The following is a 23,713-nucleotide window of genomic DNA, read 5'->3' on the forward strand; positions in this document are numbered from 1 at the left end:
GCTCCCTGGGCGGCGACCGCCGCCGCCCTCGTCGCCTGGGAGTTCGTCGCCTGGTCACGGTCGCCCGGAGCGGACAACCCCACGCTCACCTCCCTCGCCAACGACGTGCTCGACCCCCACCCGGTGCGGGCAGCGGCGTTCGTCGCCTGGCTGGCCGTCGCCGCCTGGCGGCCCGGTGGTGACCAGGGCGGCCGGCTACGCCGCCGTCGTCGCGACCGCCGTCGCTCTCCAGGTCGCCGCCGCCACCACCCGCCTGCCGACGCTCGGCTCGACGGTGGGGGCCGCCGTCCGCCGGCGGCCGGTGCTGCGCTCGCTGCTCCTGGCCGGCTGGCCGTGGGTCGGCTGGCACATGTTTGCCAGGGCCGACTTCTGACCCCGATCCACGGGCGCGGTGCCGTGCCTGCCGGCCGGCGAGTCGCACGGGTGTGGTCGCCAGTGCGTTGGCGTCGAGCTGGGCTGTGACCGACGCGCGTAGCCGCCTCGGCTATGCGGGAGTGCGAGGACCGGGCCGCCATCGCTCAGTTCGAACCGTTACGCCAATCGTCCGCCGATTGTGTAGTCTGCCCAGCCGGGCGCGCGCGGCACGCTGTGACGATCGGTGGGGGGATGGGTTAGGAATGGGTGGGTGACCTTCGCGCAATACGTTGAACAGCGAGCCTTGTCGCATCAGCGATTGTTTGAGCTCCAACCCTTCACTTCGTCGCTGACTGCACTCGTGGAAGGTGCCGGGGACTGGGTCACCAAGGCATATCGGCCGGCATTGGAAAAGGTCAACCAGCTATGGCCGGTTCGCGTCGTCTACGCAGACGCAACTGGTGGAACCCGGCGGAGGCCGGGGTGGGCTAGTAGTGAGACACTACATTCGTGGGAGGTGTATCTCGACAAGGACGAGCGGAGGGGTCGCGAGATTTACGACAGCCTGCGGCCCGACGTAGTGTTCGTTGCGACGCCTTCGGACAAGCACGTCGAGGTCACCTTAGCCTGGCTTGGTAAGACGCCGCTCGTTTTTGTTGAGAAGCCCGTTGCAGAACGCGTGTCAGAAATCGATCGACTCCTCCACGAGTGGGCAGACTATACAGCTACCGGTAATGGTACTCCTCTAACGTCAGTATTCGGCGTGGACCATTACCAACTGTATAGTGTCCCACTATTTCATCATCGTGAGGAAGTAGATGACCATGTCTCGGGAGTCCTCACAACGGCTCACTTCGCCATGACAGAAAGTCATCCGGTCGAGGCGCGACGGGTTACCTCACTCGCTGCTGGTATGACGGTTGACATGTGGCCTCACCTTCCGGCGCTTATGGCGTTGTTCGGCGCACTAACCTCGATCGACGAGATCGAGCTGGTGGACGCCGCCATCTATGATCCTCCCATAGCTTGCGACGTCGATCCTGATACGGGCGAGTGGAAGAACGTCATACCTCTTAGCCCTCGCTTCACCGCGGAAACGTATAGCGAATCATCGTGCGCGTTCAGTCCTGCGGGTCAGGCCATGCCGATTAAGGTCGAGGCGACAGTTGGCAAGGGAGTCGACACGCCCTCCAAGTTCTTTGAGGTTGCAACGAATCATGGACATGCCGTCCGCGTGGACTTCGGCGCCTCTGAGGCGAATGGGGCGTACCCGTCAGGAACGGTGATGCTGCTCTGTACAAAAGGGGACAGCAGCTGCGACCACGGCCATCGGCCCTTTGACGACCCTCATGGTGTGTATCTTAGCGTCTCGTGCGTCGTCAACCACGACGGGTCACTGGCCGCTTGGCCGATCGCGCGCGACCGCTACGTGGACTTGGTAACGGACTTATGTGCCGGGACCACGGGCGCGCTCGCAAACATCCTCACAGTGCAGGAGGCGCGAGACATAGTGCGGGCCATTGAGCGCTTACGGTCACTTATGCCTGAACAATCGGAGCTTCGCAAGTACGACCTCGCAGGTGCGGACGTGCTACGCACCACTGGGGACGAGTGACTGTGTCGGCGGCCCTTCCGTCGGCTCAGAACATGGGACACGCCCGGCTACACCGCCGTACAGCCGTTCTCGCGCGAGCGAGAGAACCATGGTATGGGCTGGCTGACTCGTTGAGCGTCCTCAACAAACGCGCGCTTCGAGAACTGACGAGCGCTACTCCTAATTGGGACATGGTGTACAGCCACGCTGCCGAAACGGTTCGAGCCTCGTCTCGTCGCGCCGACATCGTCGCTATCCGGTTGCGAAAATCGCCCAACGATCGGCTTGAATACAAGTTCGTAGTGCCAAAGAGTGCAGGGCGGTCGCTGACGCGACTGGAAATTTATGATGAGAGCACCGGGACCACGCACCCGGCGCACAAATCGCTCCTTCGCAATGCAACCGTATATGAACGCTACGACACTTCCACCGAAGTAACACTGGAGGCAGTGCGTTCGATTATGGCCGCGCCGATAGCAACTGACCAGGATCCTCCTTACGGGGTGCTAGAGGTCCATTCGGTCCATCCGTCCGGGCTGGATCGGTTCTGCCGCACGGCAGCGAAGCGAGTAGCGGAGCAACTAGGAATGTTCTCATTCCTCGCCTACCGCGTCGAAGAGTTACAGACTACAAATGCGGCACTCGAAAAAACGAAGCGCGAACAGGCGAACGCCGTTGAGTCGCTAAAGCATCAACTCGAGAGCCCGCTCGTTGCCGCAAGGAATTGGGTTGAAGATACGATCGATGGTATGGCGCATTCTCTAACGAGCGACGACCGCCACAGACTGCGGGTCGCGCTCAGCCTAACGAACAAGGCGCTGTGGGTGGCACGGAGCCTCGAGATCTTCGCTAAACTTGAGAGAAATGAATCGCTAGGCGAGGCCGCATGGGAGAAGGTCTCGGCCGACAGGTTTTGGTCGCGGATTGAGGGCCTTGCACGCGACCAGGATATTACGCAAAGCAAGGCGGGTAGGGTGCGCGTCTTAGTCGATGCAACGACGAAGAGATTCTTGCCAAACACGTTCTACATCGATTTTCGCTACCTCGACCAAGCAGTCATGGCGGTTCTTGACAACGCCTGTAAATATAGCTTTCCGGACACTACGGTGCGGGTGCACGTCGAACGGCAAACGCGCAAGCGCCCGACGTTCAGCGTTGTCGTCTCTAATATCGGCATCCGACTTGAACAACGGGAGATTCCGTACTGCACTATGCGTGGGTGGCGAGGCAACGAGAGCTACTGGCATCCCGGTACGGGGATCGGGCTGTGGTTAGCGTCTAACGCCATGCAGGCACTATCGGGCCGTCTCGTCATATCGCCCACGAGTGCCGACGACGTTACGCGCGTCGAGCTTATGGTCGGGCAGCCAACACAAATTCCCCGGGAGGCACCGTGACCCAGGCAGCCCAACGGCGCGGCAGGATAGCGTTTCTCGAGGATGACGACAACCACTATCGGGTCCTTTGTCGGAGCCTGCGTCGTCAGATTCCGGAACTCGAGTGCGTGCAGTACTCGAGCGAACGGGAATTCATGTCAGCGCTTGTTGAGATGCGGCGCGACCCACCGGACTTATTCGTCGTCGACATGATGGTCGTGGCGGATCGCCCCCAGCGCAACTCAACCACTTCCGTGATCGCGCAGTCGGACTTCTTCCAGGCGGGAGCTCGTTGTATCAACGTGGTCCAGAACGACGTCGTTCTCGCGACAGTGCCGGTCGTAGTTTATTCTATTCTAAGTCGGCCGGAGCTCGTGGACGATCTAAGCAAGCTCACGCGACCGGTCCATCTAATAAACAAGACGGAGCCGTTTCGTGAAGTTGCGACGACGATTCGCACAGAGTTTCTTGACGCGACTGGTCGGAAACGGCGCGCCTGAAATCCTCAGGCGGGTATGAGCATCGCTTCGCGTTGCAGTAGACTCGCGGTTTTGTCGAGCACCGGCCACCCGAAGGAGCGCAGGACGTGCGCGATCACCGCGAGTCGCGCTCGGTCGCTGCTATATGGGTTGGATCGTAACGTCAATGTGATCGTGTTCTGAACCGCGTGCAACAATCGGTGCAAGTCGCCGCTGACCAGTGCAGAGAAATAGTGCTCGTTCCAGCGCGAACCCCGCTCGACCGTATCCGGGTCGTCGCGGAGCAGCTGGCGGAACCCTGACCAGACGAGGGCGGGGATACGAACGCCGCTATTGGTTTCCGGGATATAGTAGTGCGCAAAGCCGTCGGGCACCCAGTACGGCCAATCGTGTTCTTCGGCTGTATCGACCATCCAGCTTCCCCATCCGGGTGCTGGTCTCGGTGCATTGCGCTGCGCGATCCCAACGGTCTGTGCAAGCAGCGTGCGCTTAGCGGAATCGTGCCGCAAGCGCCCGATCTCGGCGTCGATGAAGTGCGTAACCGGGTCGAGCTCTGGTATGGGCTGTCCAGCGGAGACGAGAGCGTCTGACGTCAACTCGATGAAGGTCGGAATGTGGGCCGTAGTCGCAGTATCGAGAAGCTGCCTCGGGGGGTGTGTCGCTCGGCCGATGATAAGTGCACTCGTCCTAAGGAAGAAGTGTCGTATGGTCGAGACGGCGTCGGGAGCGTCGGGGGGTATGTAGACGAGGTCCGCCTTTAGGTTGTCATAGATGCGCCGCTCAACGTTGTCGCATAGGTTGATGATCGTGCACCGGGCGCGTGTGGTCTCGGAGCATGTCTCGCTGCTACTCTTTGTCAGCCAAATAACATCATTTGAGGTGAGAGCTTGCGCGAGAGTGGAGAGAACGGGCCGATGACGCCGGCGTCGTGGTTCGTGGTGGGCGACGACGGTCAGCGGAAGGCCGTGCACGCGTCGCCTTAGGCCGTCGAGGAGAACTTCGGGAGCAAGACGCGGCTGATCGAGGAGTTCTCGGATATCAGGGTCGCGCGTAGTGGCGACCGGTCCGCGCGTGCGGGCGCGTCGGCCCGTCGAGTGAGCGTCTTGTGTCACCACAGCTCCTATGGTACCCAACCGATCCGGTGCCAGCGACGCATTGGCGTGGGAGCTGCGCGGGATCGTTGTATCGATTCGGTGCATCGGTGACGACGGTCTGACCGCTCCTGCTAGCTACGCGCCGACGTGGACGGTGCGGTCGTCTTCGAAGGGCAGGTGCAGGGTGAGGCGGAGGGTGGCGCCGGCCGAGGCCGCCAGGCGGGCCAGCGGGGCGGGGTCGTCGACCACGGCGGCCAGGGCGGCGTCGAGCAGGGGCCCGTCGGCGGCCGGGACGGCGGCGCGCACCTCGGCGGGCGGGCCGACCAGCACCAGGCCGGGCCCGTCGTCCGGCGTCCCGGCGACCCGGACGGCGGTCGCCTGCACGAGCGCGGCGCCGGCCGGGGCCGGGTCGAGGTCGCCGGCCAGGGCGCCCACCGCCGACGTCACCGCCTCGGGGACGGCGCCGGCGAGAGCGACGAGGAAGGCCGGGTCGAGCGTCCCGCCGGCCGCCGGCACGCCTCCGACCACCACCTCCAGGCGGACCTGGGCCTCCTCGGCCAGCTTGGCCGCCATCTTGTCCCGCTTGCCCTGGATGGCGTCCCGCATGAGCTGCATGCCGGGCCGGGTGGCGGTGTCCGGGTCGTCGAAGACCTGGAGGGCCCGCTCCAGGCCGGCCAGCTCCTCGCGCTGGCGGGCCTCCCGTCCGCTCACGCGGCGACCTCGACGAAGCCCTTCTCGGCGCCGTCGCGGGTGTGGCCGAAGTAGCTCTCCCACCGGCCGGCCACCACCAGCGAGGCCTGGTACCCGAGGTCGCCCTCCGGGTAGCGCAGCAGCGGGTTCGAGTCGCAGGCCCAGAACTGCTCGGTGTACGTGCCCTCGATCATCGACGCCACCAGCAGCCGGCGGTGGCGGGGGAGGTCGTCGAAGGCCGGGCCGTCGATCACGGTGACGAGGTCGAGGTCGGCCGGGTCGAGCTTGTCGGTGGTGAAGCTGCCGTCGAGCCACTGGGCCCGCACGGGCACGAGCTCGTCGAGCGCCTCCCGCAGGTCCAGCCAGTACGAGAAGATCGCCGCCCGGGTGGAGGAGCCCTCGAACGCCTCGACGAGCGACGCCCGCACGTCGTCGACGGTGGCCTCGTGGCGCCCGGCCGGGAGCAGGCCGCCGTCGCCGAAGGCGGGGATCGGCATCAGCCCTCGGGGAGGGCCGGGCCGCGGTGGGTGGCGTCCCGGAAGCCGGCCCGGCGGGCGTGGCGCTCGAGGGCCAGCTCGACCAGCCGGTCGACGAGGTCGGCGTAGGTGAGGCCCGACGCCAGCCAGAGCTTCGGGTACATGGAGATCGGCGTGAAGCCGGGGATCGTGTTCACCTCGTTGACGAGGATGCCCCGCCCGCCCTCCTCGTAGAAGAAGTCCACCCGGGCCATCCCCTCGACCCGCAGGGCGCCGGCCGCCGTGGCCGCCATCGCCCGCACCTCGTCGGCCACCGCCGGGTCGAGCGGGGCGGGGACGAGCAGCTGGGCGCCGTCGACGACGTACTTGTCCTCGTAGTCGTAGAAGTCGCGGCTGGGCACGACCTCGCCGGGGACCGACGCCTCGTAGGGGCCGTTGCCGAGGACCGAGCACTCGATCTCCCGCCCGGCGATGCCCTCCTCGACGACGACCCACTCGTCGTAGGCGAAGGCCAGGTCCAGGGCGGCCGCCGCCGCCTCCTCGTCGTCGGCCCTCGACACGCCGACCGAGCTGCCGAGGTTGGCCGGCTTCACGAACACCGGCCAGCCCAGCTCCTCGCCGGCCCGCCGGGCGGCGCCCCGGTCGTCCACGCCCCGGCGCACCGCGAACCAGCGGCCCTGGGGGATGCCGTGCGCGGCGAGGACGGTCTTCGCCATCGCCTTGTCCATGGCCACGGCCGACCCGAGCACGCCCGAGCCGACGTAGGGCACCCCGGCCACCTCGAGCAGGCCCTGGACGGTGCCGTCCTCGCCGAGCGGGCCGTGCAGCAGCGGGAACACGACGACCGGGCCGGTGGCCTCGCCCTCGGCCAGGGCCGGCAGCGGGTCGACGGCCGGCCCGGCGGCGGTCAGCTCGGCCGGCGCCGGCGCGCCGGGCCCGAGCGCGGCCTGGCCCTGCTCGGACACCACCCACTCGCCCTTGCGGGTGATGCCGACGGGCAGGACGTCGTAGCGGGCCGGGTCGAGGGCCCGCAGCACGTGCGCCGCCGACACGCACGACACCTCGTGCTCCGCCGACCGGCCCCCGAACAGCAGGAGCAGGCGGATGCGGCCCGTGGGGTCCTCGGCGGCCATGCCGGCCACTGTAGGCAGCGCCCTCCGCGCACCCGCGGAGCACCCCGGGTACGGTCCCGGTCCCGTGAGGTTGCGAGCGACGGAGGTGGCGGAGGCCGCCGGGGGCGAGCTGGCCGGGCCCGAGGTGGAGGTGGACGGGGCGACCGTCGACTCCCGCGCCGTGCGGGGCGGGGAGCTGTTCGTGCCGGTCGTGGCGGCCAGGGACGGCCACGACTTCGTCCCCGCCGCGCTGGCCGCCGGCGCCGCCGCCTACCTCACGTCCCGGCCGCCGGTGGGCGGCACGGCCGTGGTCGTGGCCGACACGGCCGCCGCCCTGACCCGCCTCGGCGCCGCCGCCCGGGCCCGGCTGCCCGACCGGGTCGTCGGCATCACCGGCTCGGTCGGCAAGACGTCGGTGAAGGACCTGCTGGCCGCCGTCCTCGCTCGCCCGTTCCGCACGGCGGCCAGCCCCCGGTCGTTCAACAACGAGCTGGGCCTGCCCCTCACGCTCCTGAACGCCCCGGCCGACGCCGAGGCCGTCGTCCTCGAGATGGGCGCGAGGGGTCGGGGCCACATCGCCGCGCTGTGCGAGGTGGCCCGGCCGACGGTCGGGGTCGTCACCACCGTCGGCATGGCCCACACCGAGCTGTTCGGGTCGGTGGAGGAGGTGGCGGTGGCCAAGGGCGAGCTGGTCGAGGCCCTGCCGCCGTCGGGCACCGCCGTGCTCAACGCCGACCAGCCGCTGGTGGCGGCCATGGCCGGCCGCACGAGGGCGACCGTCCTGCGCTTCGGGGTGGCCGGCGACGTCCGGGCCGAGCACGTGGAGGTGGGCGACGACCTGCGGGCCCGCTTCACGCTCGTGTCGCCGTGGGGCGCCGTCCCCGTCCGCCTCGCGGCCAGGGGCGAGCACCAGGTGGCGAACGCGCTGGCGGCCGCGGCGGCCGCCGTCGCCGCCGGCGCCACCCTGGACGACGTCGCCGCCGGGCTGTCCGAGGCCGCCGTGTCGGCGTGGCGGATGGAGCTGGTGACGGCGCCTTCGGGGGCGGTGGTGCTGAACGACGCCTACAACGCCAACCCCGTGTCCACGGCCGCCGCCCTGCGGTCCCTGGCCCGGTTGCCGGCCCGCCGGCGGGTGGCCGTCCTCGGCGGGATGGCCGAGCTGGGGGAGGGGTCGGCCGCCGCCCACCGGGAGGTCGGCGACCTGGCCCGGTCCCTCGGCGTGCGCATCGTGGCCGTCGGCGCGCCCGACTACGGCGGCGAGGACGTGCCCGACCTGGCCGCCGCGCTCGCCGCCCTCGGCCCGGTCGGCGAGGGCGACGCCGTGCTCGTGAAGGGCAGCCGGGTCCACGGCCTGGAGCGGCTGGCCGAGACGCTCGTTTCCGGCGGCGCCGGCGCGGGAACGCAAGGGGCGTAGCCGGGCCGGGGCTGGCGGCGGAGGCGCCGGCCCGGCCGAGGCGTCCCCGGCCGCCCTAGCCCGACTGGGTGGGGACGACCGAGCGGATCCAGGCCTCGAGCGCCGACGGGTTGCGGCTCTGGGTCATCACCCACCCGGGGCCGGTGAAGTCGAACACCAGGCCCTCGCCCGACTTGAGGGTGGCCATCATGCCCGTCGCCACCTTGCGCAGCTGGCTGGTGACGGTCGGCCCGAAGGCGACGACGTGGCCGCTGTCGATCGTCACCGACTCCCCCGGGCCGAGCGTGATCGTGTCCAGGGCGCCGTAGCAGGCGAGCACGACGGTGCCGTGGCCCATGGCCCGCACGAGGAACCCGCCCTCGCCGCCGACCAGGTTCTTGAACCCGCCCCACTTGGTGTCGAGCTCGACGCCGGCGGAGGAGGCCAGCCACGAGCCCCGGGTGATCGACATCGGCTGGTCGGGGGTGACGCCGGCGGCGAGCACGTCGCCGGACAGGTGGTGGGCGACGTCCACCCAGCCGCCGGCCGGCGGCGCCGTGTAGGTGGTGATGAACAGGCTCTCGCCGCCGAGGACCGAGCGCTTCAGGCCCTTGAGCAGCCCGCCCTGGGTGCTGGCCTCGACGGCGACCCCGTAGGAGGTCGCCATCATGGCGCCGGACTCGGCCTTCACCTGCTCCCCGGGGTCGAGGCCGACGCGGGCGACGGCGAATGACGGGTTGTGGCGGACGTCGACGTGCACCCGGCGACCGTAACGCGGCCCGGCCGCCCGGTGGCCTCGCCGCACTCGTCCCGGATTCGTCACACGACCGCAACCTCGACTACGGTTCCGTCATCTTCCCGGCCCCGCTGCCGATGGTGACCGGGTCGGGACCAGGGGGCGAGCCGTCCGGCCCGCCGGGGTGTGAGGAGTCGTACGAGTGCGTTGGAGACTGGGGCTGGCCGCCGTCGTGGTCAGCGTGCTGCTGCTGACCGGGTGCACCACCGAGGAGATCATCCACGTGTGGTTCGACCGGTACGGCGCCACCATGCAGGACAAGGAAGACGCCATCGACGTGGCGCGCTGCGAGTCGGGCCTGAACGAGGAGGCCCGCAACGGCGACTACTACGGCCTCTTCCAGCTGAGCAAGACCTACCACGAGGCCAGGGCCAGGAGCCTCGGCTACACGTGGTCGGACATGCTCGACGCCGGCCCGAACTCCCACGTGGCGGCCAGCCTGTGGTCCGAGCAGGGCTGGCGGCCCTGGGCCTGCGCGCCCTAGCCACGGCCCTACCGGCCTCTTAGCCGGCCGGGGGCCTTCGCTTAACCGAGCCCGTCGTTACCTTCGCCGAAGGTCCCGGAGGGCGAACGAGCGAGGGGTGACGCGGTGGCGAGGCAGTGGACGTGGAGGGCGGCGGTGGCCGGCCTCGTGCTCGGGGCGGTGGCGACGGTGGCGCCCGGCTCGGCGTCGGCCGCGGCGGCCGGTCCCCGGTTCGTGGTCCCCGACCGCACGCCCGGCGGCGGCGTGCTGCCCCAGGACGTCGCCACCGGCGACTTCACCGGCGACGGCCGGGCCGACGTCGTCGTCGCCAACCTCGGCCCCGACGCCTTCACCGGCGGCGTGGCCGTGCTGCGCGGCGACGGCGCCGGCAACCTGGCCGACCCCGTCCGCACGAGCGTCGGCATCCAGAACGGCACCCAGGAGGTCGCCCCGGGCGACTTCGACGAGGACGGCAAGCTCGACGCCGCCGTCGTCACCGGCACGACCGGCGGGGCCGGCCCCATCCGCATCCTCCTCGGCACCGGCACGGGCACGTTCACGCTCGGCCAGACACTCCTGGCCGGCGACGGCCACATCGAGGTCGCCGACTTCACCGGCGACGGCCACCTCGACCTCGTCTTCCTCTACGAGGGCGGCGCCGCGACGGTGAAGCTGTTCACCGGCCTCGGCACCGGCCGGTTCTCCGCCGCCGTCGACCTGCCCCGCTCGTGGGACGCCTACGACCTCGAGGTCGCGGACGTGAACGGCGACGGCCGGCCCGACCTGGTCGGCGCGGCCGGCGGCCCCATCTGGTCCATGCTCAACCAGGGCGGCGGCGCCTTCTCCGAGCAGGTGTTCGACATGGGCAGCGGCCTGTCCGGCATGGAGCTGGCGGTCGCCGACCTCAACGGCGACGCCGTGCCCGACCTCGCCCTCGCCACCGGCTCGAACGGCGACGTGCAGATCGGCCTCGGCCGGGGCGACGGCACCTTCGCCGCCGGCCCCACCTACCAGGACGTCTCCTTCGCCACCGGCTCGATCGCCGCCGGCGACTGGACCGGCGACGGCGTCGCCGACCTCGTCGTCAACAACGACTACGCCGAGGAGAGCAACATCGTCGTCCTGCTGCGGGGCAACGGCGACGGCACCTTCGGCGGCAGCACCTACTGGACGACCGGCAACGACGACCCGACGCCGGTCCACCTCGACGGCGACGGCCGGCTCGACCTCGTCGCCTTCTCGTCCGACCCCGGCCTCGTCTACGCCACGCTGAACGCCGGCAACGGGAAGCTCAAGGCCCCGCAGTCGACGGTCACGACCGCCCTCGGTGCCCCCGAGACCGGCGACGTCAACAACGACGGCCTCGCCGACGTCGTCACCCTGAGCTCGCGCATCGCCGCCCACCTCGGGCGGGGCGCCGGGCGGTTCACGTCGGTCGTCGGCACCAACGGCGTGTCCGAGGGCGTCGGCCAGATCCGCCTCGCCGACCTGAACGAGGACGGCAGGCTCGACGTGGTCGCCGGCCTGACCCACATCGGCCCGCTGCCCAACAACCTGGCCGTCTTCACCGGCAACGGCGCCGGCGGGTTCTCCGGCCCGACCCGGCTCGCCACCGGCGACTGGAACGCCAGCAACGAGTCCGTGGCGGTCGGCGACGTGAACGGCGACGGCCACGTCGACATCGTCGGCCGCACCAACACCCAGGTCGCCGTCCTGCGGGGCAACGGCAACGGCACCTTCCAGGCGCCCCTGCTGTCCGGCGTGGCCGCCTTCTCCCAGTACGGGACCCACCTCCTCGAGGTGACCGGCGACGGCGTCGTCGACCTCGTCCACATCGTGAAGACCGGCGGCCCGGACTTCGGCAACGGCTACATCCGGGTCCTGCGGGGCAACGGCGACGGCACGTTCACGTCGGTCCAGACGCTCGGCTTCGACGGCAACCCGTCCACCCCCGGGCTCGTCGCCGACCTGAACGGCGACGGCCGCCTCGACGTGGTGGCCAGCGGCACGAGGGGCTCGAACGGCGGCCGCAGCGGCATCCGGGTGAGCCTCGCCACCGGCACCGCCCTCGGGCCGATCACCTTCTACCCGTACCCGCCCTTCCCGATGGGGGACATCGACGCCGCCGACTTCGACGGCGACGGCGACCTCGACGTCGTCGGCGGCGGGTTCGCCTCGCTCGCCGTCGCCGTCAACGACGGGACCGGCACGTTCACCGGCCCGGTCGAGCTCATCGCCACCTCGTCCACCGCCAGGGTCGTCGCCGACTTCACCGGCGACGGGCGCCCGGACGTGTTCTCGATCAACCCGACCGACCGCGGCCTCTACAGCGTCTACGTGAACCGGGCCCGCTGAGCGGGCGGCGGCCCGCGGCGCCGTAGGGTGGCGCCGTGGACCGTCCCACGGTGCTCGCGGCCGTCGACGTCGGGACCAACTCGTTCCACCTGCTCGTCGCCAGGGTGGCGGGCACGGGCCGGTTCGAGGTCCTCGCCAGGGAGAAGGAGGTCGTCCGGCTCGGCTCCGGGTCGGGCGACATGAAGCGCCTCGCCCCGGACGCCGTCGACCGGGGCGTCGCCGCCCTCGCCCGCTTCCGCCAGGTCGCCGAGATCTTCGGCGCCGACCTGCGGGCCGTCGCCACGAGCGCCGTGCGGGAGGCCGAGAACCGGGCCGACTTCCTCCGCCGGGCCCGCGACGAGGCCGGCGTGGACGTGGACGTCGTGTCCGGCGTGGAGGAGGCCCGCCTCATCCACCTCGGCGTCCTCCAGGCCCTGCCCGTGTTCGACCGCCGCCTGGTGCTCGTCGACATCGGCGGCGGCAGCACGGAGGTCGTCGTCGGCCAGCAGGGCGAGGTGCTCGAGGCCCGCAGCCTGAAGCTCGGCGCCATCCGCCTGACCGACCGGTTCTTCGCCGAGGAGCCGGTGCGGCGCAAGGCCGTCGACGAGTGCCGCCGCTACGTCCGCTCGATGGTGATCGGCGTGGCGCGCGAGGTCGGCCGGCTCGGCTTCGAGGTCGCGGCCGGCAGCTCGGGCACGATCCTCAACGTCGCCGAGATGGTGCAGGCCCGCCGGGGCGGCCCGCCGCTGCGCTCGGTCAGCGGGGCGACGATCACGAGGGCCGAGCTCGACGCCGTCGTCGCCTCGCTCGTCAAGGCGCACACGGCGAAGGACCGGCTGAAGGTGCCCGGCCTCGACCCCCGCAGGGCCGACATCATCCTCGGCGGGGCCGTCCTGCTCGAGCAGGTCTTCGCCGAGCTCGGCATCACCGAGATGGTCGTGGCCGACTCCGCCCTCCGCGAGGGCATCCTCCTCGACACCATCCAGCGCCGCCAGGACGAGGGGCTCCACCACCTGCGCGACCTGCGCGAGCGCAGCGTCCGCCACCTGGCCGACATCTACCCGGAGGAGCGGGAGCACGGCGAGCACAGCGCCGAGCTCGCCCTCCAGCTCTACGAGGGGCTGGCCGACCGGCACCGCCTCCCCGAGGTGTGCGAGGAGTGGCTGGAGGCGGCCGCGCTGCTCGCCAACGTGGGGCTGTTCATCGCCCACAGCCGCCACCACCTGCACGCCTACTACATCATCCGCAACGCCGAGCACCTGACCGGGTTCACCGACTCCGAGGTCGAGGTCATCGCCCAGGTCGCCCGGTACCACCGCAAGAGCGCGCCCAAGCCCAGCCACCACGAGTTCGCCGCCCTCGACGCCGAGGACCAGCACGTCGTGCGGGTGCTGGCCGGCATCCTGCGCATCGCCATCGCCCTCGACCGGAGCCACGCCGGCGTGGTGCGGGGGGTGTCGGTGGCCCGCTCGGGCCGCCGGGTGGCGATCCACCTGAAGGTCGACGGCGACGCCGGGCTCGAGGTGTACACGGCCGAGCAGCGGGCCGGCCTGCTCGAGGACGCGCTCGGCGTGCGCGTGCGCTTCGTGGTCGACGAGTGAGGTCGCCCGACCGCCGCTAGGTCGGGATGACCTTCACGAAGCGGGCCACGGACGGCACGCCGTCTCCATTCAGCAGGAAGAGCATGTACCAGCCCGCCGGGGCGGACCCGCCCACCGGCGCGGTCGCGGTGATGGCGCCCGGCGCCGACGTGAACTTCAGGTCCACGTGGCGCTGGTTCATGTCGAGGGCGTGGGTGGTGGCCGCCGGCCGCACGAGCACGGCCCTCGTGATCGTGTCCGGCGTGGACACCGTGAACTGCTGCCCCCACGCCACCTCGGCGGGCGCGTCGGTGATCGTCGGCCTCGCCCCGCGGAACAGGTACGGGGGCGAGTACACCTCGAGGCGGGGGCCGCCGCCGCCCCTGGTGGTGTCGCCGGCCGACAGCACGCGGCCGTCGGGGAGGAGCACGGCCGTCGAGTGGTAGCGCCGGGCCTCGGCCTGGGTGGCCATCGGCTGCCACGTGTCCGACGACGACGAGTACCGGAGGGTCTGGCGCGTCGGTCCGACGGCGTTGCCGCCGCCGACGAGGAGCACGGCGCCGTCCGGGAGGATGGCGGCGTTGGACCACGCCCTCGGCTCGGGCAGCGACGCCCTCGACCGCCACTGGCCCGACGGGTGGGTCGAGTCGTACCACTCGCAGCTCGCGGTCGGCCCGCCGGCCGACGACGAGCGGGTGCCGTTGCCGCCGATCACCATGATCTCGTGGGGGAGCCCCTCGGCGTTCGGCATGATGACGCACGGGCCGTTGTGGTGGCGCTCGTTCATCCGCCGGATCGAGGTGCGGGACCAGTCGCTCGGGTCGATGATCGCCGCGTCCCTCGGCTCGGGGCCGGTGACGACCACCCGGCCGTCGGGGAGCACGTGCTGCTTCGGGTACAGCTCGAACGCCTTGGACAGCACCCGGGTGACGGTGCCGCCGTCGTACAGGTCGACGGCGCCGTTGATGGTGCGGCCGTCCTCGAGCATGCCGCTCGTGATGATCGCCCGGCCGTCGGCCAGGGTGGTCACCGTCGGGTACCAGCGGCCGCCCCGCATGTCCGGCCAGTGCGTCCACTCCAGGGTGACGGGGTCGAAGGTGACGACGTGCTTGGCGCCCCTCGGGTTCACGCCCTCGCGGCCGCCGGCGAACAGCACGCTGCCGTCGCCGAGGACCGCCTGCCCGGCGCAGAACACGTCGACGGGCGGGTCGCAGCGCAGCGAGGAGCCGCCGACCGGGTCCCACACGCAGGCGTCGGGGCCGCGGAGGAGGAGGACCCAGCCGGTGTGGAGCACGACCGTGTGGACGGCCGTGACCCGGAATGGCGGCAGCCAGGACGCGCTCCACTGGCCGACCAGCGCGGGGTCCCCGGAGGGCGGCGGGTCGACGAGGCCGGTGCGGACGGCCTGCTGGGTCTCGAGCTCGCAGGCCCACTCGTCGACGGTGTCGCCGGCGGCCCAGGCGCGGTCGCCGATGAGCCAGCGCGCGTGCACGGCGGCGACGCCCACGCCCATCCTGGCCAGCAGCTGCCGGCGGCTCAGCCGGCGCCCCTCGTCCCGACGCGAACGGTCGCCCGGGTCCTCCATCGTCTCGCCTCCCGCTGGGCTCCCTCCAGCGATCGCCATAGTGCCACGCGACCACTGTGCGTAAACAGAAGAACCCGAAGAATCACGGATCGCGGTACCGCAGCCACGAAAACGCCGGGCCTAGGGTGGCCCCATGCGGGCTGCGGGCCGGTGCCGGGTCGTCGTCGTGGCGGCCGTGCTGGCCGCGTGCACGGGGTGCACGGGGTCGGCGGGGGAGGGCGACGACGCCGGCGAGGCCGCCACGTCGACCACGACGGCGCCGGCCGTGGTCGCCGACCTCGAGGTGCCCGACGCCGACCACTGCGACCCCCTCGACCCGGCCCACTGCCTGCTGCCGTTCCCGAGCTCGCGCTTCGAGGCGCCCGACGACGGCGCCGACACCGGCGTCCGCCTCGCCAACCCCGAGGCGGCCAAGCCGGCCAACGCCGGCGGCACCCCCGTCGACCCGGCGGCGTGGGCCGGCAACGACGGGTGGAGCCCGTCGACGCCGATCCTCGCCGTCGTGCCCGGCGTCGACCTGGAGGCGAGCGGTGCCGCCCCGGTCACCGACGTCGCCGCGTCGCTCGACGAGGACGCCCCGATCGTGCTCGTGGACGCCGACACCGGCGAGCGGTGGCCGTACTGGGCCGAGGTCGACGTGGCCACGGCCGGCACGGCCACGCCCGTCGTCACCGTCCACCCGGCCGTCGCCCTCGCCGAGGGCCACCGGTTCGTGGTCGGCCTGCGGGGCCTGGTCGACGGCGACGGCGAGGCGATCGCGCCCGGCGAGGTGTTCGCCGCCTACCGGGACGGCACGGCCACCGACGTGCCCGAGGTCGAGGACCGCCGCCCGGCCATGGAGGAGGTGTTCGCCGCGCTGGCCGACGCGGGGGTCGAGCGCGACGACCTGTCCCTCGCCTGGGACTTCACCGTCGCCAGCGCCCGCAACCTCTCCGAGCGGCTGCTGCACATGCGGGACGACGCGCTCGCCTCCTTCGGCGACGGCGGGGCGCCGCCGTTCACGGTCACCGCCGTCGAGCCGGCGCCCGGCCCGGGCGTGGCCCGCCGGGTGACGGGGACCTTCGACGTGCCCCTGTACCTCGACGGCGACGGGGCCAGCGGGTCCCGCATGGTGCTCGGCGACGACGGCCTGCCCGAGCGCCAGGGCGACTACCCGGCCCGGTTCGTGTGCCTCGTCCCCGACGCCGCGCTCGCGGCGCCCGGCCAGCCGGTCGTGTACGGGCACGGGCTGCTCGGGTCGGCGGAGGAGGTCGACTCGTACGGGGAGCTGGCCGACGAGGGCGACCTCGTCCTCTGCGCCACCGACTGGATCGGCATGTCCGGGGAGGACCTCGGCACCGTGGCCGGGATCCTGGCCGACCTGTCCCGCTTCCCGACCCTGGCCGACCGCACCCAGCAGGGCATCCTGAACACGGTCGTGCTCGGGCGGCTGCTGAACAGCGAGGACGGGCTGGCGAGCGACCCGGCGTTCCTCGGCGACGACGGCCGGCCCGTGCTGCGGGTGGGCGACACGGCGTTCGACGGCAACAGCCAGGGCGGGATCATGGGCGGGGCGGCGACGGCCGTGTCGACCGAGTGGACGAGGGCCGTGCTCGGCGTGCCGGGCATGGGCTACGCCACCCTGCTGCCCCGCAGCGTCGACTGGGACCCGTTCTCCGACCTGCTCGACGACGCCTACCCCGACCCGCTCGACCGGGCCGTCGGCCTCGGCCTGATCCAGGTGCTGTGGGACCGGGGCGAGTCGAGCGCCTACGCCCGCCACATGACGGACGACCCGTACGAGGGCACGCCGGCCCACGACGTGCTGCTCGTCGAGGCGTTCGGCGACCACCAGGTGGCCAACGTGGGGACCGAGGTGATGGCGAGGACGATCGGCGCCGCCGTGCGCCAGCCGGCCCTGGCCGACGGCCGCAGCACCGACGACGAGCCGTTCTGGGGCATCGAGGCCGTGCCGTCGTTCCCCTACGACGGCTCCGCCCTCGTGGTGTGGGACTTCGGCACGCCGGCCCCGCCCACCGGCCCCGAGCCGCCCCGCCCGCCCGAGTACGGCGAGGACCCCCACGGCATGGCCAGGGGCGAGCCCCGGGCGGTCGAGCAGGTGCTGGCGTTCCTCGCCCCGGACGGGGCGCTCGTCGAGGTGTGCGGCGACGACCCCTGCCGGTCCGAGCCGTAGCCGAGGAGGCGCAGATGGATCGACCGGAGATGTCGTTGACGTCGGCGGTGCTCGGGGCGCCGGACCCGCAGGCGCTCGGCCGGTTCTACGAGCGGCTGCTCGGGTGGTCGATCGGGACCGACGAGCCGGACTGGGTGACGTTGCGCCCGCCGGGCGGCGGCACCGGGCTGTCGTTCCAGCTGGAGGACGCCTACGAGCCGCCGGTGTGGCCGCCCGAGCCCGGTGCCCAGCAGATGATGGTCCACCTCGACGTCGAGGTCGCCGACCTGGAGGCGGCCGTCGCCTGGGCCGTCGACGCCGGCGCCCGGGTGGCGGGGTTCCAGCCCCAGGAGGGGGTCAGGGTCATGCTCGACCCGGCCGGCCACCCGTTCTGCCTGTTCGCCGACGGCTGAGCCGGGCGGCCCCCCGCTAGGGGCGCTGGCCGATGCCGGTGGCGAGCTCGTGGGAGCGGGCCGGGCCGCTCGTCTCGGCGGCGAGCGGCGGGGTCTCGGCCGTGTCGCCGCCCCGGAGGCCGGCGACGAGGTCGTCGACGGCCTCGTCGGCGGTGTGGGCCGGCATCCAGCCGAGCTCGGTCCTCGCCCGCGTCGTGTCGAGGAGCGGGGTGTGCTGCACGAGGTCGACCCAGCCGGGGTCGGCCGGCTGGAGGTGCAGGGCCCAGGCGGCCCTGGCCGCGCCGCGGGCGGCGGCGAGGAAGGGCCGGTTGCGGTCCTGGCTGCCGAGGACGGGCTCGGCGGCCAGGTTGAACGGGCCCCGCACGTCCCGCACGCAGGCGAGGTGGAACGCCTCGCCGCCGTCGTCGGCGTGGAGCACCTGGAAGCGGGCCGGCGCCTTGCGGATGGCCGTCGCCAGCTGCTGGGGGAGGACGCGGTTGGGCAGCAGCGGCCCGAGGAACAGGCGCCGCACGCCGGTGGCGGCCTCGCCCTTCAGCATCAGCCCGGGCCGCAAGCGCACCACCCGCACCTCGGGCCAGTCCCGCTCGAACACGTCGAGCAGGCGCTCCACGTACGCCTTCTGCCACGAGTAGGGCGAGGTGGCGATCCCGTCGGTCGGCCAGGACTCGTCCACCGGCTCCTTCGGCCCGGGGGAGTAGGCCCCGACCGAGGAGGCGTGGACGAGCGCCGGCACGCCGGCGGCGGCGACCGCCTCGAGCACCCTGCGGCTGCCGACCACGTTGGCCTTCCACAGCACGTCGACCCGGTGGGACGGCTGGATGAGCCAGGCCAGGTGGACGACGGCGTCCGCGCCCCGGAAGGCCTCGGTGAGCCCGTCGCCCTCCGCCACGTCGGCCTCGACCCAGGTGGCCTTGGCCCACCGGCCCGACGCCTCCGGCCCCGGCTGCCGCCTGGCCACGCCGACCACCGACTCGACCTGCGGGTCCCGCTCGAGGGCGTCGAGCAGGCTGGTGCCGACGTTGCCGGTGGCCCCGGTGACGGCGATCCTCATGCGCCCGGCTCCAGGACCACCTTGATCGTGCCGTCGGTCTTCTGCTGGAACTGCTCGTAGGCCTTCGGCGCGTCCGACAGCGGGACGCGGTGGGTGACGAGGTCGTGGACGCCGAGGGGGTCCTCGTCGGTCAGCAGCGGCATCAGGTCGTCGACCCAGCGGCGCACGTTGGCCTGCCCGACCCGCACGGTGATCTGCTTGTCGAACACGTCGCCCAGCGGATAGAGCGGGTAGTGCCCGAAGTACACGCCGCTGATCGACAGGGTGCCGCCCCGCCGCACCGAACCGATGGCGTTGCGCAGCACGTTGAGCTTGTCCGGCTGGACCTTGACGGCCTGGAGCACGGAGTCGACCGTGGACCCGCCGCCCTCGGTGCCGACCGCGTCGATGACCGACTCGGCGCCGCCGGAGGTCAGGTCGAACAGGGCGTCGGTGACGTCGTCGACGGCGTTCGGGTCGAGGGTCTCGATGCCGTGGCGCTCGGCCATGGCCCGCCGCTCGGGGACGGGGTCGATGCCGATCACCCGCTCCTGGCCGAGGTGGCGGGCGATGCGGGCCGACATCTGCCCGATCGGGCCGAGGCCGAACACGACCGTGGTGCCACCCGGCTCGAGGTCGGCGTAGTCCACGGCCTGCCACGACGTGGGCAGCACGTCCGACAGGAACAGGAACCGGTCGTCGGGCGGGCCCTCGGGCACCTTGATCGGGCCGAAGTGGGCCTGGGGGACCCGCAGGTACTCGGCCTGGCCGCCGGCCACCCCGCCGTACAGGTGGGTGTAGCCGAACAGGCTGGCGCCCTTGCGCACCGTCCGGTTCTGGGTGGTCTCGCACTGCGAGTAGTAGCCCCGCCGGCACGTGTGGCAGTGCCCGCAGGAGATGTTGAACGGGACCACGACCCGGTCGCCGGGGGCGATCCCGGTCACCTCGGGGCCGACCTCCTCGACGACCCCCATGGGCTCGTGGCCGACGATGTCGCCGTCCTTCATGCCGATGGCGATGCCCTTGTAGAGGTGGAGGTCGGACCCGCAGATGGCGGTCGAGGTGATCCGCACGATCGCGTCGGTGGGCTCCTCGATCCTCGGGTCGTCGACCTCGTCGACGGAGAGCTGCTCTTTCCCGTGCCACACGACGGCCTTCATGCCGCCACCCCTGCCCCCGTGCCGGGCGGTCAAAACTGGCAGCGGTACGCTGCCCCGGTGCCCGGCGCGCTCATCGCCATCGGAGGCGCCGAGGACAAGCTCGGCCGCCGCAAGATCCTCGGCGAGTTCGTCCGGCTGGCCGGTGGCGCCGACGCCCGCCTGGCCGTGATCTCCACGGCGTCGGCCCTCGGCGACCAGGCCACGGAGGTCTACCGGTCGGTCTTCTCGGGCTACGGCGTGTCCGACGTGCGGGGCCTGCGGCCGGTCACCCGGCAGGAGGCCGGCGACCCCGCCACGGTCGGCCAGCTCGACGGCGTGACCGGCGTGTTCATGACCGGCGGCAACCAGGTGCGGCTGTCGACCGTGGTCGCCGGCACCGCGCTCGGCGACGCCCTCCTCGCCGCCAACGCGGCCGGAGCGGTGGTCGGCGGCACCTCGGCCGGGGCCAGCGCGCTCACCTCGCACATGGTGGCGTTCGGGGCCGGCGGCGCCGTCCCCCGCCAGCGGATGGCCCAGCTCTGCGCCGGGCTCAACCTGCTGCCCGGCATGATCATCGACCAGCACTTCGAGCAGCGGACGAGGATCGGGCGGCTGATGGCCCTGGTCGCCCTGTCGCCCAGCCTGCTCGGCATCGGCGTGGACGAGGACACGGCCGCCGTCTTCCCGCCCGACGGCACCTTCCACGTGATCGGCAAGGGCGCGGTCACGGTGGTGGACGGGCGCGAGGTGGAGTCCGACGCCTACGAGGCCAACCAGACGGCCAGGATCATGGTGTCCGGCGCCGTGCTGCACTCGCTGCCCGCCGGGTGGCGCTTCGACCTGGCGGCGAGGAAGGTGGCCGGCCGGGCGGACGCCGGGGACGAGGACCGCCCGCCCCGGGCGCGGACGGGGGTGGCGCCGACGGCGGCCCGGCTGGCCCGGCGGATGGCGGCCGAGGGCGCCGACGACCGGGTGGTGCAGCGCAACGCCCGCCAGCGGGCCCGCCGGGCGGTGGCGCGAGAGGAGGAGGCCTCGGAGTGAGCGAGTCGACCACGGGGCGGCAGGTCGACCCTCGGCACCGGGGCGACGCCACCGACGAGCCGTCGCCGCGCGCCGCGACGGCGGCCGACGGCGAGCGCCCGCCGGCCGCGCCCGACCTGAAGATCCTGCGCACCCGGGTCTACCGGGGCCCCAACTACTGGTCCTACGAGCCGGCCGTCCACCTGCTGGTCGACCTCGGCTCCCTCGAGGACTGGCCGACCAACACGCTGCCCGGGTTCACCGACCGGCTCCTCGAGCTGCTCCCCGGCCTCCACGACCACGCCTGCTCGCGCGGCCGGCCCGGCGGGTTCGTCGAGCGGCTCCGGGAGGGCACCTGGCTCGGCCACGTCGCCGAGCACGTCGCCCTCCAGCTCCAGCGGGAGGCCGGCTCGGAGATCCGCAGGGGCAAGACGAGGGGCGCCGGCCCGAGGGGTCAGTACCACGTCATCTACGGCTACGGCGACGAGACCGTCGGCGTCGCTGCCGGCGAGCTGGCCGTCCGCCTGGTCAACCACCTCGTCAGCGCCGAGGACGGGTTCGACTTCGAGGCCGAGCAGGAGCGGCTCATCCTCACCGCCGAGCGGGCCGCGTTCGGCCCGTCCACCCAGGCCATCCTGGACGAGGCCGCGCTGCGGGACATCCCCTGGCTGCGGCTGAACGACCACTCGCTCGTCCAGCTCGGCCAGGGCGTCTACCAGAAGCGGATCAGGGCGACGATGACGTCGCAGACCTCGGCCCTCGCGACGGACATCGCCAGCGACAAGGAGCTCACCAACAAGCTCCTGTCGGCCGCCGGGCTGCCCGTGCCCCGGTCGATCCCGGTGCGCACGGAGGACGGCGCCGTGCGGGCGGCCGAGCGCATCGGCTACCCGGTCGTCGTCAAGCCGCTCGACGGCAACCACGGGCGGGGGGTCGCCCTCGACCTGCGGGACGAGGCCGCCGTCCGGGCCGGGTTCGCCGGCGCCCGCGAGGAGGCCCGCAGGGGCTGGGTGGTGGTCGAGACCTACGTGCACGGCAACGACTACCGGGTGCTGGTCGTCGGCGGGCGGATGGTCGCGCTGGCCGAGCGGGTGCCGGCCCACGTGATCGGCGACGGCCGCCAGACCGTCGCCCAGCTCGTCGCCGAGACCAACGCCGACCCCCGCAGGGGCATCGGCCACGAGAAGGTGCTCACCCGCATCCGGATCGACGACGCCGCGGTCGAGCTGGTCCGCAGCCAGGGCTTCGAGATGGACGACGTGCCCCCGGCCGGCCGGATGGTGAAGCTGACGCTCACCGCCAACATGTCGACCGGCGGCATCTCCATCGACCGGACCGAGGAGGCCCACCCCGACAACGTCGAGATCGCCGAGGAGGCCGCCCAGGTCGTCGGCCTCGACGTCGCCGGAATCGACTTCGTCGCCCCCGACATCACCCAGCCGGTGCGGGAGGTGGGCGGGGCCATCGTCGAGGTGAACGCCGCCCCCGGGTTCCGCATGCACACCCACCCGACGGTGGGCGAGCCCCAGTACGTCGCCAAGCCCGTGCTCGACCTGCTGTTCCCGCCGGGCACGCCGAGCCGCATCCCGATCGTCGCCGTCACCGGCACCAACGGCAAGACGACGACGGCGCGGATGATCGCCCACATCTTCAAGGGGATGGGGCGCACGGTCGGGATGACCTCGACCGACGGCATCGTCGTCGACGAGCGCCTCGTGCTCCGGGCGGACGCCTCCGGGCCGAAGTCGGCGAGGATGGTCCTGCAGAACCCGCGGGTCGACCTGGCGGTGTTCGAGGTGGCGAGGGGCGGGATCCTGCGCGAGGGCCTCGGCTACCAGCGCAACGACGTCGGGGTGGTGCTGAACGTCAGCGGCGACCACCTCGGCCTCGGCGGGATCGAGACGCTCGAGGACCTGGCCGACGTGAAGCAGGTGGTGGTCGAGGCCGTCCCCCGGGACGGCTTCGCCGTGCTCAACGCCGACGACCCGCTCGTCGCCGGCATGCGCCGGGCGTGCAGCGGCCAGGTGATCTGGTTCTCGATGCGGCCGGACTCGGAGCTGGTCGACGACCACTGCCGGCGGGGCGGCCGGGCCGTCGTGCTCGAGCCCGGCTCGCTCGGGGACATGATCGTCATCCGCCACGGGCGCAAGTCGATGCCGCTCGCCTGGTCGCACCTGCTGCCGTCGACGTTCGAGGGCCGGGCCCGCATGAACGTGCAGAACGCGCTCGCCGCCGCGGCCGCCGCCTACGCCGCCGGCGCCCACCTGCACGACATCCGCCAGGGCCTGCGCACGTTCACCACGTCGTACTACCTGGCCCCCGGCCGGCTGAACGTGTTCGACCTGCACGGCGTGCGGGTGGTGATCGACTACGCCCACAACCCGGCGGCCATGCGCCTGCTCGGCGACTTCGTGGAGCAGATGGCCGAGCCCCCGCCCGGCGACATCGAGGTCCACCGCCGCATCGGGGTGATCGCCACGGCCGGCGACCGGCGGGACGAGGACATGCGGGAGCTCGGCAAGGTGGCCGCCCGCCACTTCGACCACGTCGTCACCCGCGACGACCGGAACCTGCGGGGCCGGGCGCCGGGGGAGACGCCGGGGATCATCGCCGAGGGCGTGCGGGCGGCCATG

Annotated in this window: 19 protein-coding genes; 11 read left to right on the plus strand and 8 right to left on the minus strand. The window is 72.1% G+C overall.

The features are described from left to right. Positions 1–178: 178 nt before the first annotated feature. The 3 genes from VGB14_20130 (at position 179) to VGB14_20140 (ending at position 3,345) form a co-directional block, all read left to right on the plus strand. On the plus strand, positions 179–373 hold the full coding sequence (locus VGB14_20130) for a DUF6186 family protein (GenBank protein HEX9995241.1): 195 nt from the start codon (positions 179–181) through the stop codon (positions 371–373). 498 nt (positions 374–871) lie between these two features. Then, positions 872–1,969 (plus strand): Gfo/Idh/MocA family oxidoreductase, encoded by a 1,098-nt coding sequence (locus tag VGB14_20135; GenBank protein HEX9995242.1) that lies wholly within the window; start codon positions 872–874, stop codon positions 1,967–1,969. A gap of 110 nt (positions 1,970–2,079) precedes the next feature. Beyond that, positions 2,080–3,345, plus strand: coding sequence for an ATP-binding protein (locus tag VGB14_20140; protein HEX9995243.1), 1,266 nt, complete (start codon positions 2,080–2,082; stop codon positions 3,343–3,345). Between the two features lie 484 nt (positions 3,346–3,829). Here VGB14_20140 and VGB14_20145 read toward each other — a convergent pair whose 3' ends face one another. The 4 genes from VGB14_20145 to VGB14_20160 all read right to left on the minus strand — a co-directional run bounded on the left by VGB14_20145 (position 3,830) and on the right by VGB14_20160 (position 7,196). Beyond that, positions 3,830–4,399 carry a hypothetical protein gene (locus VGB14_20145; protein HEX9995244.1) on the minus strand — a complete coding sequence of 190 codons (570 nt, stop codon included), beginning with the start codon at positions 4,397–4,399 and terminating at the stop codon, positions 3,830–3,832. A 633-nt stretch (positions 4,400–5,032) separates the two neighbouring features. Continuing rightward, complete coding sequence (locus tag VGB14_20150; protein ID HEX9995245.1) at positions 5,033–5,608, minus strand: hypothetical protein; 576 nt, start codon at positions 5,606–5,608, stop codon at positions 5,033–5,035. Beyond that, a complete protein-coding gene (locus VGB14_20155) occupies positions 5,605–6,084 on the minus strand; it encodes a hypothetical protein (protein ID HEX9995246.1) in 480 nt (159 codons plus the stop codon). The genes VGB14_20150 and VGB14_20155 overlap by 4 nt, the downstream gene beginning before the upstream one ends. After that, positions 6,084–7,196, minus strand: coding sequence for a D-alanine--D-alanine ligase family protein (locus VGB14_20160; GenBank protein HEX9995247.1), 1,113 nt, complete (start codon positions 7,194–7,196; stop codon positions 6,084–6,086). Before VGB14_20160 ends, VGB14_20155 begins: the two co-directional genes overlap by 1 nt. 64 nt (positions 7,197–7,260) lie before the next feature. Here VGB14_20160 and murF point away from each other — a divergent pair, with 64 nt between their 5' ends. After that, entirely contained in the window at positions 7,261–8,589 is a 1,329-nt protein-coding gene (gene murF / locus VGB14_20165) for a UDP-N-acetylmuramoyl-tripeptide--D-alanyl-D-alanine ligase (protein HEX9995248.1), read from the plus strand. 55 nt (positions 8,590–8,644) lie between these two features. Here the strand turns inward: murF and VGB14_20170 are convergent, their stop codons facing one another. Beyond that, a complete protein-coding gene (locus VGB14_20170; protein HEX9995249.1) occupies positions 8,645–9,328 on the minus strand; it encodes a TIGR00266 family protein in 684 nt (227 codons plus the stop codon). A 178-nt stretch (positions 9,329–9,506) separates the two neighbouring features. On the opposite strand from VGB14_20170, the gene VGB14_20175 reads away from it, so the two are divergent. The 3 genes from VGB14_20175 (at position 9,507) to VGB14_20185 (ending at position 13,762) form a co-directional block, all read left to right on the plus strand. After that, positions 9,507–9,848, plus strand: coding sequence for a hypothetical protein (locus tag VGB14_20175; GenBank protein HEX9995250.1), 342 nt, complete (start codon positions 9,507–9,509; stop codon positions 9,846–9,848). 105 nt (positions 9,849–9,953) lie between these two features. Further along, the gene (locus tag VGB14_20180) at positions 9,954–12,182 is read left to right on the plus strand and encodes a VCBS repeat-containing protein (GenBank protein ID HEX9995251.1); all 2,229 of its coding nucleotides are present in this window, start codon (positions 9,954–9,956) and stop codon (positions 12,180–12,182) included. A 35-nt stretch (positions 12,183–12,217) separates the two neighbouring features. Next, positions 12,218–13,762, plus strand: coding sequence for a Ppx/GppA phosphatase family protein (locus VGB14_20185; protein HEX9995252.1), 1,545 nt, complete (start codon positions 12,218–12,220; stop codon positions 13,760–13,762). Between the two features lie 16 nt (positions 13,763–13,778). Here VGB14_20185 and VGB14_20190 read toward each other — a convergent pair whose 3' ends face one another. Next, on the minus strand, positions 13,779–15,326 hold the full coding sequence (locus VGB14_20190; protein HEX9995253.1) for a galactose oxidase-like domain-containing protein: 1,548 nt from the start codon (positions 15,324–15,326) through the stop codon (positions 13,779–13,781). 133 nt (positions 15,327–15,459) lie between these two features. Here VGB14_20190 and VGB14_20195 point away from each other — a divergent pair, with 133 nt between their 5' ends. Next, the gene (locus VGB14_20195; protein ID HEX9995254.1) at positions 15,460–17,499 is read left to right on the plus strand and encodes a hypothetical protein; all 2,040 of its coding nucleotides are present in this window, start codon (positions 15,460–15,462) and stop codon (positions 17,497–17,499) included. 14 nt (positions 17,500–17,513) lie between these two features. Then, positions 17,514–17,891 (plus strand): VOC family protein, encoded by a 378-nt coding sequence (locus VGB14_20200; protein HEX9995255.1) that lies wholly within the window; start codon positions 17,514–17,516, stop codon positions 17,889–17,891. A gap of 16 nt (positions 17,892–17,907) precedes the next feature. On the opposite strand, the gene VGB14_20205 is transcribed toward VGB14_20200, so the two are convergent. Together VGB14_20205 and VGB14_20210 are read right to left on the minus strand one after the other, a co-directional pair. Further along, complete coding sequence (locus VGB14_20205; protein HEX9995256.1) at positions 17,908–18,942, minus strand: NAD-dependent epimerase/dehydratase family protein; 1,035 nt, start codon at positions 18,940–18,942, stop codon at positions 17,908–17,910. After that, on the minus strand, positions 18,939–20,081 hold the full coding sequence (locus VGB14_20210) for a zinc-dependent alcohol dehydrogenase (protein HEX9995257.1): 1,143 nt from the start codon (positions 20,079–20,081) through the stop codon (positions 18,939–18,941). The genes VGB14_20205 and VGB14_20210 overlap by 4 nt, the downstream gene beginning before the upstream one ends. Before the next feature lie 57 nt (positions 20,082–20,138). Here VGB14_20210 and VGB14_20215 point away from each other — a divergent pair, with 57 nt between their 5' ends. Beyond that, positions 20,139–21,101 (plus strand): cyanophycinase, encoded by a 963-nt coding sequence (locus tag VGB14_20215; protein ID HEX9995258.1) that lies wholly within the window; start codon positions 20,139–20,141, stop codon positions 21,099–21,101. Beyond that, positions 21,098–23,713 (plus strand): cyanophycin synthetase (gene cphA, locus VGB14_20220; GenBank protein HEX9995259.1); only part of this gene is annotated, 2,616 nt, incomplete at its 3' end. The genes VGB14_20215 and cphA, both read left to right, overlap by 4 nt.

The sequence above is a fragment of the Acidimicrobiales bacterium genome (assembly GCA_036399815.1).
GTDB lineage: Bacteria > Actinomycetota > Acidimicrobiia > Acidimicrobiales > DASWMK01 > DASWMK01.

What these genes read in the sequence shown, in the direction of transcription:
- VGB14_20200 (HEX9995255.1), top strand. Translation starts at nt 17,514, where the DNA reads ATGGATCGACCGGAGATGTCGTTGACGTCGGCGGTGCTCGGGGCGCCG.
- VGB14_20210 (HEX9995257.1), bottom strand. Translation starts at nt 20,081, where the DNA reads ATGAAGGCCGTCGTGTGGCACGGGAAAGAGCAGCTCTCCGTCGACGAG.
- VGB14_20155 (HEX9995246.1), bottom strand. Translation starts at nt 6,084, where the DNA reads ATGCCGATCCCCGCCTTCGGCGACGGCGGCCTGCTCCCGGCCGGGCGC.
- VGB14_20195 (HEX9995254.1), top strand. Translation starts at nt 15,460, where the DNA reads ATGCGGGCTGCGGGCCGGTGCCGGGTCGTCGTCGTGGCGGCCGTGCTG.
- VGB14_20190 (HEX9995253.1), bottom strand. Translation starts at nt 15,326, where the DNA reads ATGGAGGACCCGGGCGACCGTTCGCGTCGGGACGAGGGGCGCCGGCTG.
- VGB14_20205 (HEX9995256.1), bottom strand. Translation starts at nt 18,942, where the DNA reads ATGAGGATCGCCGTCACCGGGGCCACCGGCAACGTCGGCACCAGCCTG.
- VGB14_20160 (HEX9995247.1), bottom strand. Translation starts at nt 7,196, where the DNA reads ATGGCCGCCGAGGACCCCACGGGCCGCATCCGCCTGCTCCTGCTGTTC.